The following is a 15,570-nucleotide window of genomic DNA, read 5'->3' as shown; positions in this document are numbered from 1 at the left end:
TGTGTTAAGCACGCAGCCAGCGTTCGTCCTGAGCCAGGATCAAACTCTCCATAAAAAAATTATGTTGCGTATGAATCCCAGCAAGACAGCCAAACCAGTCACGGGGTGACCAGCCGGCTTCAAAAAATACGATCAAACACCCCAACCGCCACCCCAGTGAACGATTCAACAAAGAACCACCCACCTCAAGGAGGCGAACCAGACTGTCCGACCGTGTGATTGTCTCACCAGAAAAATAATGTTTCTGGCATCACAACTTGTTCAAACAAACACGCTATTGGATTCTCAAACCACAAACACTCACCCATCACCACAACCCAACAAAAAGGGCGTGTTCACTGGGGGCATCAGTTTCATTTATCGTCACCCACCCGATCCCCAACCACCGCGACAAACCCTGTTTGTCCTGGTCAGGCCCGGTGGAAACCCTGTCTTTCAGACTGTGTTCCCGGCGGGGCAACGAGATATAACTCTAGACCACTCCAGCCAGGCGGTGCAACTCGAAAGCGGACTTCGCGCTGTGACACCGGTCACCGTGGCCGGTGGGGCCGAGAAAAGAGCGGGCCTCCGGGCGCCGACGCGACGCAGCGCGGCATCCCGTGGACGTGCCGCGACATCCCACGAAGGTGCCGCGACTTCCCATGGAAGTGTCGCAGCACCCGTGGAAGTGCGGGGTTCAGGCTCCCCGGTAGCCGGGCATGAGCCGATCGCTGTTGACGATCTGTTTGCCCAAGGGCATGAGCGAGACGGGAATGAGCTTGATGTTCGCCCAGCCGAGCGGGATGCCGATGATCGAGACGAACAGTGGGATCGAGGTGATGACGTGTCCGATGGCCAGCCAGATCCCGGCGACGACGAGCCAGATGATGTTGCCCAGTGTGGTGGCGACGCCGGCGGGTCGTGTTTCGATGACTTCCCGGCCGAAGGGCCACAGTGCGTAGTTGCCGATTCGAAAGGAGGCGATCCCCCAGGGGATCGTGACGATGAAGATGCAGGCGATGATGCCGGCGGCCCAATAGCCGAGTGCAAGCCAGAGGCCGGAGAAGATGAACCAGATGATGTTGAGCAGAGTGCGCATGAACTCCTCGTTCGCTGTCGGTGCAGTTCGTTCGTAGTCGGTGCAGCTGGTCTTCGTCGGGGCGAGCCGTTCGAGGTCGGCGCGATCTCGTCTCGACGTCACAGGTGTGGACGTGATTCCAGTCTGGCTGATCTTGCTTGACCTCGCCATGATGTTTTCCCGCGTCCGGTCGTGCGGTTGGCCTGCGACAGGGTCGCATCTCATGTCTACCCTGCGAACAAGTTCTGTGCTTGTAACCCGCCTTCACAAGCCAGGAGCTTGTCTCCGGGGAATACAACAGCACCGTGCCTCCCTGTCCAGGGATGGCACGGTGCTGTCGGCGACGATTTCGGCTCAGCTGACGACGTCAACGGCTCCGAGGGTCTTCTTGCCCCGGCGGAGGAGGATCACTCCCCCGGCTTCGGTGGGGAGCACCTCGGCGGGGGTCAGGGTCTGGTCGTCTCCGCTGACCTTGACGTTGTTGACGTAGGCACCGCCGTCCTTGATGGCGCGGCGGGCCTCACCTTTGGACTTGACGATGCCGGCGGCGACGAACGCGTCGGCGACGGGCATGCCTTCGGCCAGCTGAGTCGCGGACACGTCACCGCGGGGCAGCTCAGACGTGGCGGCACCGAGGGTAGCGGCGTCGAGTCCGGCCAGCTCTCCCCCGCCGAAGAGGGCCGAGGCCGCGGCGATCGCCTGCTCGTAGGCTGGGCGCCCGTGGACGAGGGTGGTGACATCCTCGGCGAGGGCCTTCTGCGCCACACGAGTGTGCGGTGCGGCGGTGAACTCGGCTTCGATGGCCTCGATCTCTTCGAGCGATCGCAGCGAGAACACCTTGAGGTACTTGACCACGTCACGGTCGTCGGCGTTGAGCCAGAACTGGCTGAAGGCGTACGGGCTGGTCAGCGACGAGTCGAGCCACACGGTGCCGGATTCGGTCTTGCCGAACTTCGTGCCGTCAGCCTTGGTGATCAGCGGTGTGGCCAGCGCATGGACGGACTTCTGCTCGACGCGACGGATGAGGTCGACGCCCGAGGTGAGGTTGCCCCACTGATCGGATCCGCCGGTCTGCAGGGAGCAGCCGTAGCGTCGGTTGAGCTCGAGGTAGTCGTTGCCCTGGAGGATCTGGTAGGAGAACTCGGTGAAGGAGATGCCGGCTTCGCTGTTCAGTCGTGCGGAGACGGATTCCTTCGCGAGCATCCGGTTGACCGGGAAGTGCTTGCCGACGTCGCGGAGGAAGTCGATGGCCGTCAGCTGCGAAGTCCAGTCGAGGTTGTTGACGATCTGCGCCGCGTGGGGGCCGTCGAAGTCGAGGAACTTCTCAACCTGGGCGCGGATCTTCGCCACCCATTCCTCGACGACCTCGCGCGGGTTGAGCGTCCGCTCCCCCGACATCCGCGGATCACCGATGAGGCCGGTGGCACCGCCGACGAGAGCCAACGGGTTGTGCCCGGCCTGCTGCAGGCGGGCCGCGGTGAGCAGCTGGACGAGGTTGCCCATGTGCAGGCTCGGCGCCGTCGGATCGAAACCGACATAATAGGTCAGCGACTCCTCGGCCAGAGCCTTCTGGAGGGCGGTCTCGTCGGTCGAAACCGCGACGAGCCCGCGGGCCTTGAGTTCACTGAAGATGTCGGTCACTTCGGTCCTTTCGAATCATTTGCCAGTGTCGGTGCGGCACCGACGGGGTCAATTCTACGGTGTTCCGCGAAGTGCCGATGCCGCGGGCCACGACGGTGCCGAAAGCGGTTCGCCGTGGTCGCGAGGCACCGGCCGATCGCTCACAATAAGGACCTGAGCTCCCGGGAGCTCACTGTTTCACCGTGTCATCAGTCCGGCGCGTCACATCAGATTCTTCGGGTTCCAGCGTCTGTTGGGCGTCTTCGTCGGGATCGGGACGGCCGAGCGCGACGGCGACTGCTCCGACGAGGGCGACAAGGGCCCAGATTCCGCCGATGAGGTACGGTCCGCTGCCGGGAATGAGGATGAGCGCAGATGCGATCATCGGCGACAGTCCTGCGCCCAGGGCGGCGGCGAACTGGTAGCCTACCGAGGCACCCGTATATCGCACTGCAGGCGGGAAGAGCTCTGAGACATAGGCCGCGATCGGTCCGAAGCACAGACCCTGGACGATTCCGTTGCCGAGGATGATCGCCAGAGCGTACTGGTGGACCTCACCGCTGATGATGAGAAGGACTAGCGGCAGGGCAAGAACGGCAGCAACGATGTGGGCACCGATCAATGAGCGTTTACGCCCGATCCGGTCGCTGAGTCGGGCGATGACGAAAGTGACGATCAGCGTTGTCAGGGCCCCGACGGCCTTCCAGTTGAGGACTTCGGACTTGTCCTCGCCGGCAGCCACGGCCACCGACACACCCCACACGGTCGTCAGGCCCTGGGTGACGTAGATCGTCATCGTTGCGAACAGCGCGATGAGGACCTGACGCTTGTATCGCTTGAAGACGGTCAGCAGCGGCACCTTCCTCTCCTCGCTCTCCTCGTCGAGCTGCCGGAAGGCGGGGGTCTCGCTGACTTTGAGCCGGATGATCAGACCGACGACGATGAGGACCGCAGACAGGAGGAACGGCAGTCGCCATCCCCACGTGTCGAAGTTCTCACCGGTCAGAGCGGCCGTGAGCGAGAGGACGAGAGTCGCCAGAATGGCTCCCGCGGGACCGCCCGCGTTCGCAAACGCTGCGGCCAGACCGCGTCGGGACTTCGGTGCGTGCTCGAGCGCCATGAGCGCAGCACCGCCCCATTCTCCGCCGACGGCGATGCCTTGGATGATCCGAAGGGTGAACAGGGATGCGGGTGCGATCATCCCAATTGACGCAGTCGGCGGCATGAGGCCGATGATCACGGTGACGGCTCCCATCATCACCATGGAGACGATGAGGGCCTTCTTCCGTCCGACGCGATCTCCGAAGTGTCCGAAGACGACTCCGCCCAGCGGCCGGGCCAGGTATCCCGCAGCCAGGGTGCTGAATGAGGCGAACAGCGACAGACCGGGTCCGAGCCCTTCGAAGAAGAGATTCGCGAAGACGATCGACGAGGCTGTCGCGTAGAGGATGAAATCGTAGAACTCGATGGCCGATCCGACGAAGCTCGAGGTGAGGATCCTCCGCATCTCCGGCGTCTTCAAGGAGGTTTGGAGTCCGTCCTTGTCAACAACGTCTTTGTTGCTATTCATAGTTGCTTCAGCTCCTCATCGCGGCTTGTGCGGCTGTGGTGATGTTGATGGTGTCGAGGTCCTCTGGCACCAGGAATGTTCCATCGAATCCGGTGTGCCCCTTGTGCCAGACGGTGTCATCGGCGGACCCGGGAACAAGGTGATGCAGGGCCAGTGCACGAGCCTGTGCCGCGGCGGCAATGCGAATGGCCCCATTGACCGAGGTATGTGACTTGTAATGGTGGTCGCGGGAGGCGCTGCCCTCATCGTCGTCACGGTGCGCATACATCTGATCAACCCAGTCGAAGTCGATCGCCTCGTGAAGAAGCAGATCGGTTCCCTGCGCCAGCTTGACGAGATTGGCGGTCTCACACGTGTCACCTGAAATGGTCACCGATCCGTGCTCGCTCTCGAACCTGAAAGCGAACGCTGGCGCCACTGGCGGATGCTCAACGAGGATCGCAGTCACGGTGACAAGATCATCCTGGAAGATGACGAAAGGCTCCATATCCGGGGTCGGAGCTGTGTTCGGGTGATATCCGATGCCCTCTGGGATCTCGATGTCGCGGGGGTCGAAGAGAACTTCAGGTGACGGACGCAGCGAATCGAGCACGCGGTCGTTGAGGTCTGTGGCAAACGCCCCGACGATGTTTGTAAACATGTCGGCGATGCCGGGGGTGGGGTTCGCTGGTGCCACAGGTCGCGGCGGGACGACTGCCCGCGGAGAGACCGGAGGAAGCGCTCCACGTGGACCGGGTCCAAGGAGAGGAACCGGATTGTCGACTCTTTGCTGGAGCTCGTGCATCCCGAATATAACAAGTGACGGCAGATCGATGGTGTGATCCGAATGCAGGTGAGTGATGAAGATTCCGCCCAGATCGCCGAGCTCGAGATCAGCCTGACGAATGCGACGCCCGACACCGTGACCGGCGTCCACGAGATAGAAGCGATCCTCAACGACGATCGCGGTTGAGATACCCGCTCGATCCTTGGAATCGCCCTTCCACCATCGCGGGCCACCTGCGGTTCCTAGGGTGACTACTTTCATCTTCGAATCGTTCATTACCCGGCACTTTCACGTTGTTGCGTCTTTGACCTCCTCAGTCTTTCCCGTTGACATCAAAAAGAAAAGCAAATTTTTACTGGCTTCAATATAGACTCTAGCTATGACTGACCTCACACTCCGCCAGCTCGCGTATTTTCTCGCCGTTCTCGATCGTGGTTCGGTGAGCGACGCGGCAAAAGACTGCCGAGTGTCACAGGCGACGGTCTCTGCGGCTCTCGCCCAACTCGAAAAGCAGCTCAAAGTCACGCTTATTGCGCGTGGTCCGGCTCGGCGCGCCCGTCCGACGAGCTCTGGCAGGGAATTCGGAGTTCGGGCCAGAGAGATCCTTTCAAATGTCTCGGACGCTGTGGAATCTCTGAACGACGAGTCGGCTGCCTTACAGGGGCCCTTGCGCATCGGTTGCATACCGACGGCGGGGCCACGGATGCTTCCAGCTACGGCTGCTCAGTTCGTCAAACACCACCCGCAGGTTGACGTCAGCTTTGTCGAAGCCCATCCGTTGGCCGTTCAACAGATGGTTCTCAACGGTGAGGTAGATGTTGCTGTCATGTACCGCAAGCAGATCCAGATCGAGGGAGTCACCAGGCACGACCTCGCCGAGGTGCAGCTGCACGCCATCGTCTCTGCTGATCATCCTGTAGCTGAACAAGACGGTGTCGATATCGCCGAGCTCATCGACGACCCGCTCATTCTGCTCGATTCTCCGCCGACCGCGGACCTCTTGATCAGCCAGATCCGCGGAATCGGTTATGAGCCTTCTGTTCGCTGGCTCATTCCGAATGCGGAGACAATCAGGTCGATGGTGGGGTTAGGACTCGGCTTTTCCTTGGCCAACGCTGTTCCTCACCCGAACACCCTGACCTTTCAGGGCATGCCAGTGCGATATCTGCCGGTGACCAACCCGGAATTCGCCAACACGATTGTTGGAGTGACAATGACCGGAGCGCGGTTGTCGAAGAAGCTCACTGCGGCATTGGAAATCCTTCGGAAGACCGCCGCAGATACCGATCCTCATCGGTGGAAACACCAGAGCCGAACACCGAAGCTCACGCATCCCTAAACGAGGAAAAACAGCTGCCGACAACTCGCGGTCGGCCCCGAGCAACACTCAACACAGTCACGAAAGACGGACGGTGCTCCGATCGCCGAACGATCAGAGCACCGCTGACACAGTTCCGATCAGCCGACCGGAAGCTTCGGTCGCAGGGACGTATAGCTCACACGCTGCGGGTCGACCCTGCGAACTCACGCAGGCGTGTGACCTCTGCCTTCGCGTTGGCGATCTGCTGATCCACTGCGGACCGAGCCGTGCCGCCCTTGGCATTGCGCGAATCGATCGAGCCGAGCGTCGTGAGCACCTCGCGCACCGCGGGCGTCAGGTGCTCGGAGATCCCCGCGAAGTCCTCATCGGTCAGGTCCCACAGTTCGGCATCGCGTGATTCGGCCAACTGCACGCACGCACCCGAGAGCTCGTGAGCCACACGGAACGGCACGCCCTCACGTACGAGCCACTCGGCGATGTCCGTGGCCAGCGCGAATCCGCGCGGAGCCAGATACGCCATGCGTTCGGTGTCGAACTTCAGCGTCGCCACCATCCCGGTGAACGCCGGCAGCAACAGTTCGAGAGTGTCAGTGGCGTCGAAGACCGGCTCCTTGTCCTCCTGCAGATCCCGGTTGTACGCCAACGGCAGCGCCTTGAGCGTCGACAGCAGACCGGTGAGATCACCGATGAGACGACCGGACTTGCCACGCGTGAGCTCGGCAACGTCGGGGTTCTTCTTCTGCGGCATGATCGACGACCCCGTCGAGTACGCGTCGTGGAGGGTGACGAAGGAGAACTCCTTCGTCGCCCACGCGATGACCTCCTCGGACAGACGGGAGAGGTCGATGCCGATCATCGTCGTGATGAACAGGTACTCGGCGAAGACATCGCGCGACGCAGTGCCGTCGATGGAGTTCTCCACCGAATCGTTGAACCCGAGGTCCGCGGCCACGGCCTGTGGGTCAAGCCCCAATGACGACCCAGCCAGAGCACCAGAACCGTAGGCAGAGACACCGGCACGCGCATCGAAATCGACGAAGCGCGCGACGTCGCGCAGCAGCGGCCAGGCATGAGCAAGCAGATGGTGAGCGAGCAGCACCGGCTGAGCGTGCTGGAGGTGCGTGCGTCCGGGCATCGGCACCTCGGGATGCTCTTCGGCCTGAGCGATGAGCACCTCGACGGTGTCGAGCACGAGACCGGCGACCTCACGGGCATGGTCGCGCAGGTACATGCGCCCCATCGTCGCGATCTGATCATTGCGTGACCGACCGGCACGCAGCTTGCCTCCGAGCTCCGGCCCGGCGATCTCGATGAGTCCGCGCTCGAGCGAGGAGTGCACGTCCTCATCGGATTCGGCGGCGACGTACTCGCCGGCCTCGACGCGGCGGAGGAGTTCGTCGAGAGCCTCATGCATCCCAGACAGTTCCTCGTCGGTGAGCAGACCCGCGTGGTGGAGGACCTTCGCGTGGGCCTTCGACCCGGCGATGTCGTACTTCGCCAGGCGCCAGTCGAAGTCCGTGGACTTGCTCAGCGCGGCCAGGGCATCGGCCGGACCGTCGGAGAATCGTCCGCCCCACAGGCTCAGTCGTTCGCTCACAGATCGTCCTTTCTTCACCGAGTCGCAGATGCCTCGGCCCATTCGTTGTCGTGGAGAAGCTCAGTTGTCATTGTCGCAGGATTTCCTCGGTCCGATCATCGCCGAGGCGGCTCATCGACCCAGCGTGAGCGCGGATTCCTCACCCGTCGACGAGCCCGCCGGCCGCGTATTCGAGGAAGGTCTCGGCCAGGGCCGCTCCCCCGACGGCGGCGTCGGCGATGACGAGGACCGTGTCGTCGCCGGCCAGGGTTCCGAAGATCCCGACCATCGAGGAGCGGTCGATCGCCGAGGCGAGATACTGTGCGGCCCCGGGCGGGGTGCGCAGCACGACCGTGTTGTCCTGCGAGACCGCGGAGACGAGGAGTTCCTCGAGGATCCGAGGCAGCTTCGCATCGAGGCTGTCCCCCGTCGACTGCTGCAGGGAGCGGTCCCCACCCTCGCCGGGGACGGCGTACACGGATCCGGCGGTGGACCGGATCTTCACGGCGCCCACCTCGGCGAGGTCGCGCGACAGGGTCGCCTGGGTGACGGTGATGCCCTGGGTGGCCAGCGCCTCGGCCAGTTCGATCTGGCTGCGCACGGATTGGCGGGTGATGAGATCGATGATCTTCTGCTGCCGGGCAGTCTTCGTCAGCGGCGCGGAGTTCGCCGAGGCGGGACTGTTCGTCTCGGCCATCATCGCTCCAGCAGATAGGTCATGAGGGCCTTCTGCGCGTGCAGGCGATTTTCGGCCTCGTCGAAGACCACCGAGGCGGGTCCGTCGATGACCTCGGCCGTGACCTCCTTGCCGCGGTAGGCGGGCAGGCAGTGGAGGAAGATCGGGTCGTTGCCTGCGTCCATGAGCTCCTGGCTGACCTGGAATGGCATGAACGGTGAGGCCTCGTCGTCGCGGCCGGCGGCATCCTGGCCCATCGACACCCAGGTGTCGGTGACGAGCACATCGGCACCGTTCGCGGCGGCGACCGGGTCGTCGGTGACCGTCAGGGATCCTCCGGTCTGGGTGGACAGGGCTTCGGCCTCGGCGATGACCGCGGCGGCCGGCTGGTGGCCGGCCGGTGCTGCGATGCGCACGTGCATGCCGGCGTTGACTCCGCCGAGGGCGTAGGAGTTGGCCATATTGTTCGCCCCGTCGCCGAAGTAGGTCATCGTCTGACCGGCGATATCGCCGCGGTGTTCGCGGATGGTCAGCAGATCGGCGAGGATCTGGCAGGGGTGGAAGTCATCGGACAGGGCGTTGATGACGGGCACACGCGAGTGCTCGGCCATCTCCACGAGCCCCGCCTGGGAATAGGTGCGCCAGATGATCGTCGAGACCATCCGCGACATCACCTCGGCGGTGTCGGCGATGGATTCCTTGTGCCCGAGCTGCGCCTCACCGGGGTTGATGATCAGCGGCTGCCCGCCGAGGGCGGCGATGCCGGCGGCGAAGGACACGCGGGTCCGGGTGGAGGTCTTGTCGAAGATCACGGCGGCGGTCTGCGGTCCGGCCAGCGGGGTGCGCGAGTAGGGGGCGGCCTTGAGTTCGGCGGCGAGGTCGAGGACGTGCGTCTGCTCAGCGGGGCTGAGATCCGTGTCCTTGAGGAAGTGGCGTGTCATGGGGTGTCCTTCGGAGGTGGGGTGGGGCTCAGCCGGCGATGAGGCCGGGCAGGGCCGCGATGAACGGGGCGAGTTCGTCAGTGGTGATCGTCAGCGGCGGGGCCAGCCGCAGGCGTCCGGGGGCGACGGGGTTGATGATGAACCCGGCCTCGAGCGCGCGGGCGGCCACGGCCTTTGAGTCTGGGACCTGACCGTCTGCGCCGGCCGTGAGTTCGAGCCCGAGCAGCAGTCCCTTGCCGGTGATCGTCCCGACGCCGTCGACCTTCGCCAGTTCGGTCTGGAGCCAGTCGCTGACTTCGGCGACGTGGTCGAGAAGCTTCTCGTTCTCGATGGTCTCGAGGACTGCGAGTCCGGCGGCGCAGGCAATCGGGTTGCCGCCGAAGGTCGTGCCGTGCTGCCCGGCTTCGAGCAGTTTGGTGTTCGCATCGCCGAACGTGATGGTCGCACCGATCGGCATGCCGCCGCCGAGGCCCTTCGCCGAGGTGATGATGTCCGGGACGATGTCCTCGCCGATCTCGGGATCCTGATGAGCGAACCAGGATCCGGTGCGGCCGATGCCTGACTGCACTTCGTCCAGGATCATGAGTGCCCCGACCTTCGTCGTCAGTTCCCGCACGGCGGTGAGGTAGCCGGCCGGATGGGTCCGGACCCCGACCTCACCTTGGACGGGTTCGATGAACACGGCGGCGGTGTTCTCATTGATGGCGGCGGCCAGCGCTTCGACATCCCCGTAGGGGACGTGGACGACTCCGGGCACTCCGGGGGCGAAGGGGGCGCGGTAGGCTTCCTTCGCCGTCAGCGCCAGGGCTCCCATCGTGCGGCCGTGGAAGGCGCCGTCGATCGCGATGATGAAGGGGCGTCCCCCGCCGGCGGCGCGGCGGGCCATCTTGAAGGCCGCCTCGTTGGCTTCGGTGCCCGAGTTCGAGAAGAACACGGCGGACCCGGCCGGCAGGTCGAGGACCTCATGGAGTTTCTCGGCCAGGCCGATCTGGGCCGGGGAGGTGAAGAAGTTCGAGATGTGGCCGAGCGTGTTCGCCTGCTCGGTGATCGCGTTGACCCAGGCGGGGTGGCAGTGGCCGAGTGCGTTGACGGCGATGCCGGCGAGCAGGTCGAGGTACTTCTGGCCCGAGGCGTCCCAGACATACGAGCCTTCGCCGCGGACGAGGTCGAGCTGCGGGGAGCCGAAGACCGGGGACAGGACGCGGGAGAAGTCGTCCCGCCAGGTCTGGGCTGGTGTCTCACTCATCGTTCTCGTCCTCCTTGAGTGTTTCGTGGCCTTCGCCTTTGTGTCCGTCGCCCAAGGGTGCGGGTTCGACGATGGTGTCTTCGACCATGGTGCCGATGCCCTCGGAGGTGAAGACCTCGAGCAGCAGCGAGTGCGCCATCCGGCCGTCGATGATGTGGGCCTGCTGCACCCCGTGCTCGATGGCCTCGAGGGCGGCGGTCATCTTCGGGATCATGCCCGCGTCGAGGCTGGGCAGCAGTTCGCGCAGCTTGGCCGGTCCGATGCGCGAAATCAGTGAAGAGGTGTCGGGCCAGTTCGCGTAGAGGCCGGGCACATCGGTGAGCATGATGAGTTTGTCGGCTTTGAGTGCCTTGGCCACTGCGGAGGCGGCGAGGTCGGCGTTGATGTTGAGCGGTTTTCCGGCCTCCCCGTTGATCTCCGAGGCGATCGAGCAGATGACGGGCACCCGTCCGGCGTCGAGGAGTTCGGTGAGCACGGTGGTGTTGACCTCGGCGATCTCGCCCACCCGGCCGAGGTCGATGACTTCTCCGTCGGCCTCGGCGTGGGTCTTGTTCGCCAGCAGGAGGTCTGCGTCCTCACCGGACAGTCCGATGGCGGCGTTGCCGTTCTGGTTGATGCGGGAGACGATGTCGCGGTTGACCTGGCCGGACAGGACCATGCGGATGACCTCGGCGGCTTCCGGGGTGGTCACCCGCTGCCCGGCTTTGAACTCGGACTCGATGCCCAAGCGGGCCAGCATGGCCGAGATCTGGGGGCCGCCGCCGTGGACGACGACGGGGCGGATGCCGGCGAAGCGGAGGAAGGCGATGTCATCGGCGAAGGACTGCTGCAGCTCCGGGGAGATCATCGCGTTGCCGCCGTATTTGATGACGATCGTGGCACCGGTGAAGGTCTTGATCCACGGCAGCGCTTCGGTCAGGGCTTCGGCCTTGACCTGGGCGGCGGCGAGCCGGGCGGCCGTGGATTTCGTGGACATGTCGTGGGGGTTGTTGCTCATGTGGAGTAGGCGCTGTTCTCTTCGACGTAATCGTGGGTGAGGTCCGAGGTCCAGACCGTGGCGGTGTGGTCTCCGGCGTGGAGGTCGATGACGACGTCGACGTTGCGGTCGAATTCGACCTTCTCCGGGTCTTCATAGGGTCCGGAGGCTTGACAGACCTGCGTGCCGTTGATCGTCACGTCGATGAGCGTGGGATCGAAGGTCGCCGAGGTGGTTCCCACCTGAGCGACGACGCGCCCCCAGTTCGGATCCTGACCGAAGATCGCGGCCTTGAACAGGGCCGAACGTGACACCGAGCGGGAGACCTCGACGGCATCGTCTTCGCTGGCCGCGCCCTGCGTGGTGATCGCAATATCGTGGTGCGCGCCTTCGGCGTCGACGTGGAGTTGGTGCATGAGGTCGAGGCAGACTTCGCCGAGGAGGCTCGTGAACTCCTCCGTGTCGACTTCGGCGTCGTGGGCTCCGGAGGACATGAGGATGACGGTGTCGTTCGTCGACATGCATCCGTCGGTGTCGAGGCGGTCGAAGCTGCGGTTCGTCGAGGCCCGCAGTGCCTGGTCGAGCACGGTCTGGTCGACCTTCGCATCGGTGGTGATGACGACGAGCATGGTGGCCAGTCCCGGGGCGAGCATGCCCGCGCCCTTGGCCATGCCGCCGATCGTGTACCCGGTGGAGCCTTCGCGGGTCGCGGTCTTGGCGACGGTGTCGGTGGTCATGATCGCCTCAGCGGCGTGGGCTCCGGCGTCGACGGTGTCCTCGGCGGCGGCCACGAGTGCCGGGAGGTTCTCGACGATGGCATCGCGGAAGTCCTGACCGCCGACCCCGATGAGCCCGGTCGAGCAGACGAGGATGTCCTCGGCCGCTGTTGCGGTGCCGGCCTCGGTGAGGAGTTCGGCGGTGGTCTGGGCGGTCAGCGTCGTCGTCTCGTACCCGAAGTCACCGGTGTAGCAGTTGGCTCCCCCGGAGTTGAGGACGACGGCGCGGGCCTGACCGTTGGCGGAGACCTTCTGGGACCACAATACGGGGTTGGCCTTGCAGCGGTTCGAGGTATAGACGGCGGCGACGGCGGTGTCGGGGCCGGTGTTTATCACGAGTGAGAGGTCTTTTGTTCCGCTGGGCTTGAGCCCGGCGGTCAGGCCTGCGGCCGTAAAGCCGAGTGGTGCGGTCACGCTCATGGGGCGACTCCTTCGAGGGGAAGTGCGGTGGTCTCGTCGAGACCGAGGGCCAGGTGGATGGACTGCAGGGCTTGGCCGGCGGTGCCACGGACGAGGTTGTCCAAAGCCACGACGACGAGGATCTTGCCCGCCCGTTCATCGACGGTGAACTGAATCTGCGCGAGATTCGAGCCTGTGGTCGATGAGGTGCGCGGCCATTGGCCCTCGGGCAGAACACGCACGAAGGGTTCATCGCCGTAGGCCTGTTCGAAGGCCCCAGCCAGCTGGTGCTTTAGTGCCAGTGCGTCGAGGAGACCCTCGGCGGTTCTCGGTGCGGACTCCCCCGGACCGGCGGTGATGGTGGCCAGGATCCCGCGGGCCATGGGCACGAGTGTCGGGGTGAAGGAGATCCGGGTCGGGCCCTCGGCGGCGTCGGCGCCGATGACGCCGTTGAGGTTCTGTTCGATCTCCGGCACGTGCCTGTGCGTCCCGCCCGTGCCGTAGGGCGAGGCGTCGCCGAGGACTTCGGCGGCGGTGAGGTGCGGTTTGAGCGCCTTTCCGGCTCCGGACACGCCATTGGCCAGGACTGCGTTGAGGCCGGCCGGTGCGGCGAGTCCGGCCTGGATGAGTGGCGCGAGGCCGAGGGTCACGGCGGTGACATTGCAGCCGGGCACGGCGATGCGCTTCGTGTCCGTCAGTGCGTCGCGCTGCTTCGTGCCGTCGGCGGTGAGCAGTTCGGGCAGCCCGTAGGTCCAGGTGCCCTGATGTTCGGAGCCATAGAACTTCTCCCAAGCGGCTGCGCTGATGAGCCGGTGGTCGGCGGCGAGGTCGACGATGAGGGTGTCCGGGCTCGTGGATTCGAGCTCGGCGGCGATCTGTCCGGACTGTCCGTGCGGGAGCGCGAGAACGACGACATCGTGGCCGGCGAGCACCTCGGCGGTGGACTCTTGGACCACGAAGTCGGAATATCGGGCAAGATGGGGTTGATGTCGGCCGAGCTTCTCGCCAGCGGTGGAATGTCCGCACACCGTCGTGACGTTCAAGTGGGGGTGAGTGCTCAGCAGCCGGAGGACCTCTCCCCCGGCGTATCCGGTGGCACCGGAGACGGCAACCGTAAGATCGTTCATATGTATAACCATACCAGGCAATTAATTTATATGCAGGAGGCGTGATGACCCAGGCAGTGCGTGCGATGCAGGCTGGTGGACCCGAGGTGCTCGAGTTCGGTGAGGTTCCGACCCCGAAGCCGGGTGCCGGTGAGGTGCTCGTCGATGTCGAGGCGGCGGGCGTGAACTTCATCGATACGTATCGTCGTTCGGGCGTGTATCCGATGGAGTACCCGCACATCGCTGGGTCCGAGGGCACGGGCCGCATCGCCGAGGTAGGCGAGGGCGTCGAGTCGTGGCAGGTCGGTGACCGTGTCGCCTGGCATGAGGCTCCGGGGTCGTATGCGACGCAGGTCGTCGTCAATACGGATAACTTGCTGCGCGTTCCCGAGGGTGTGAGCGCCGAGGTGGCTGCGGCGATGCCGCTGCAGGGGCTAACCGCGCAGTACCTGGCAACGAGTTCACATGAGATCAAGCCGGGCCAGACGGCGCTCGTGCATGCCGGTGCCGGTGGTGTCGGGCTGCTGCTGACGCAGATCATCAAGCATTTGGGTGGCAATGCCATCTCGACGGTGAGCACCGAAGAGAAGGCTGAGCTGTCCCGCAAGGCCGGCGCCGATGAGGTGTTCCTCTACGGTGAAGGTGTCGACATCACGGCGAAGGTCAAGGAGCTCACCGACGGCGAAGGTGTCGATGTGGCGTATGACGGGGTCGGCAAGGACACGTTCGATGCGTCGCTGGCCTCGATCAAACCGCTGGGCTCGATGGTGCTCTTCGGCGGAGCGTCGGGTCAGGTGCCGCCGTTCGACATTCAGCGTTTGAACTCCTCGGGCGGAATCTTCCTCTCCCGTCCGTCGCTGGCATGGTTCGTGCGTTCGTCGGAAGAACTTGCCAAGCGTTCGGCCATGCTCTTCAACGGCATCGAACACGGCTGGCTCAACTTCCGTGTGGGTGCAAAGTTCGCTCTGGCCGATGCGGCGGATGCGCATCGGGCGCTTGAGGGGCGTGAGACGACCGGGAAGGTTGTGCTGTTGACGGCCTAACCCCAAAGTTGGTCATCCAAATTACGGCACGCTTGCGCTGAACGGAATCTGTTCGGCGTCGAGCGTTGCCGCGCAATTCTGAGCCCCCAAACAGCCTCTAATGATAAACCGATTATCACTATTTAGAATCACAGGACAGTATAATGAATCCCAAAAAACGAGGACAGGGAATTCTCTATGAAATCACAAAATGCCCTTCATGTAGCAGAGCCGTCAAGGTCAGTCTTGTCAATGGGGAAGTATACAGTCATCAAGCGTCGGAGTGGTCCGTTGAAGTCTGCAAACAGTCAGGATATAGAATTAAAGAATATGCGCTAGGAATAGAAATCGGAAAACCACAATCAGATGAATCCGGATTCACTTCCCCCGAATCCGCAAAGCCTACATATGACAAGACTTCGAACTCAATAAAACCAATTTACATTGGTAAACATCGCCAATAGAGCTCAACCCTCTCCTGCGCAAATCTTGGAGAATTCCCACCGAGCATCGGCGTA

General features: G+C 63.7%; 13 protein-coding genes. 2 read left to right on the top strand and 11 right to left on the bottom strand.

What is annotated here, in order from left to right:
* Positions 1-676: 676 nt before the first annotated feature.
* The 4 genes from ACPUD7_RS16235 to ACPUD7_RS16220 form a co-directional block, all read right to left on the bottom strand.
* A complete protein-coding gene (locus ACPUD7_RS16235) occupies positions 677-1,078 on the bottom strand; it encodes a YccF domain-containing protein (protein WP_135542765.1) in 402 nt (133 codons plus the stop codon).
* A gap of 333 nt (positions 1,079-1,411) precedes the next feature.
* Entirely contained in the window at positions 1,412-2,698 is a 1,287-nt protein-coding gene (tyrS, locus tag ACPUD7_RS16230) for a tyrosine--tRNA ligase (RefSeq protein ID WP_135542755.1), read from the bottom strand.
* Positions 2,699-2,867: 169 nt separating this feature from the next.
* Entirely contained in the window at positions 2,868-4,247 is a 1,380-nt protein-coding gene (locus ACPUD7_RS16225; protein WP_425120486.1) for an MFS transporter, read from the bottom strand.
* A gap of 7 nt (positions 4,248-4,254) precedes the next feature.
* On the bottom strand, positions 4,255-4,887 hold the full coding sequence (locus tag ACPUD7_RS16220; RefSeq protein ID WP_425120485.1) for an MBL fold metallo-hydrolase: 633 nt from the start codon (positions 4,885-4,887) through the stop codon (positions 4,255-4,257).
* A 505-nt stretch (positions 4,888-5,392) separates the two neighbouring features.
* On the opposite strand from ACPUD7_RS16220, the gene ACPUD7_RS16215 reads away from it, so the two are divergent.
* Positions 5,393-6,352 (top strand): LysR family transcriptional regulator, encoded by a 960-nt coding sequence (locus tag ACPUD7_RS16215; protein ID WP_425120484.1) that lies wholly within the window; start codon positions 5,393-5,395, stop codon positions 6,350-6,352.
* Positions 6,353-6,509: 157 nt separating this feature from the next.
* Here ACPUD7_RS16215 and argH read toward each other — a convergent pair whose 3' ends face one another.
* The 7 genes from argH to argC all read right to left on the bottom strand — a co-directional run bounded on the left by argH (position 6,510) and on the right by argC (position 14,051).
* Positions 6,510-7,973 (bottom strand): argininosuccinate lyase, encoded by a 1,464-nt coding sequence (argH, locus tag ACPUD7_RS16210; protein WP_425120483.1) that lies wholly within the window; start codon positions 7,971-7,973, stop codon positions 6,510-6,512.
* Positions 7,974-8,070: 97 nt separating this feature from the next.
* Positions 8,071-8,607 carry an arginine repressor gene (locus tag ACPUD7_RS16205; RefSeq protein ID WP_425120482.1) on the bottom strand — a complete coding sequence of 179 codons (537 nt, stop codon included), beginning with the start codon at positions 8,605-8,607 and terminating at the stop codon, positions 8,071-8,073.
* A complete protein-coding gene (gene argF / locus ACPUD7_RS16200; protein WP_425120481.1) occupies positions 8,607-9,527 on the bottom strand; it encodes an ornithine carbamoyltransferase in 921 nt (306 codons plus the stop codon). Before argF ends, ACPUD7_RS16205 begins: the two co-directional genes overlap by 1 nt.
* A gap of 28 nt (positions 9,528-9,555) precedes the next feature.
* Positions 9,556-10,773: an acetylornithine transaminase gene (locus ACPUD7_RS16195; protein ID WP_425120480.1), complete on the bottom strand. Its 1,218-nt coding sequence runs from the start codon at positions 10,771-10,773 to the stop codon at positions 9,556-9,558.
* Entirely contained in the window at positions 10,766-11,770 is a 1,005-nt protein-coding gene (argB, locus tag ACPUD7_RS16190) for an acetylglutamate kinase (RefSeq protein WP_425120479.1), read from the bottom strand. Before argB ends, ACPUD7_RS16195 begins: the two co-directional genes overlap by 8 nt.
* Positions 11,767-12,945, bottom strand: a complete 1,179-nt coding sequence (gene argJ / locus ACPUD7_RS16185) for a bifunctional glutamate N-acetyltransferase/amino-acid acetyltransferase ArgJ (RefSeq protein ID WP_425120478.1) — start codon at positions 12,943-12,945, stop codon at positions 11,767-11,769. The genes argB and argJ overlap by 4 nt, the downstream gene beginning before the upstream one ends.
* Complete coding sequence (gene argC, locus ACPUD7_RS16180) at positions 12,942-14,051, bottom strand: N-acetyl-gamma-glutamyl-phosphate reductase (RefSeq protein WP_425120477.1); 1,110 nt, start codon at positions 14,049-14,051, stop codon at positions 12,942-12,944. Before argC ends, argJ begins: the two co-directional genes overlap by 4 nt.
* Before the next feature lie 44 nt (positions 14,052-14,095).
* Between argC and ACPUD7_RS16175 the strand changes: the two genes are divergently transcribed.
* Entirely contained in the window at positions 14,096-15,073 is a 978-nt protein-coding gene (locus tag ACPUD7_RS16175; protein ID WP_425120476.1) for a quinone oxidoreductase family protein, read from the top strand.
* Positions 15,074-15,570 lie beyond the last annotated feature (497 nt).

The organism is Brevibacterium sp. FAM 24630, assembly GCF_049804075.1.
GTDB lineage: Bacteria > Actinomycetota > Actinomycetes > Actinomycetales > Brevibacteriaceae > Brevibacterium.
The sequence above is the reverse complement of the archived record's forward strand: the minus strand, read 5'-3'. Positions and strand labels throughout refer to the sequence as shown.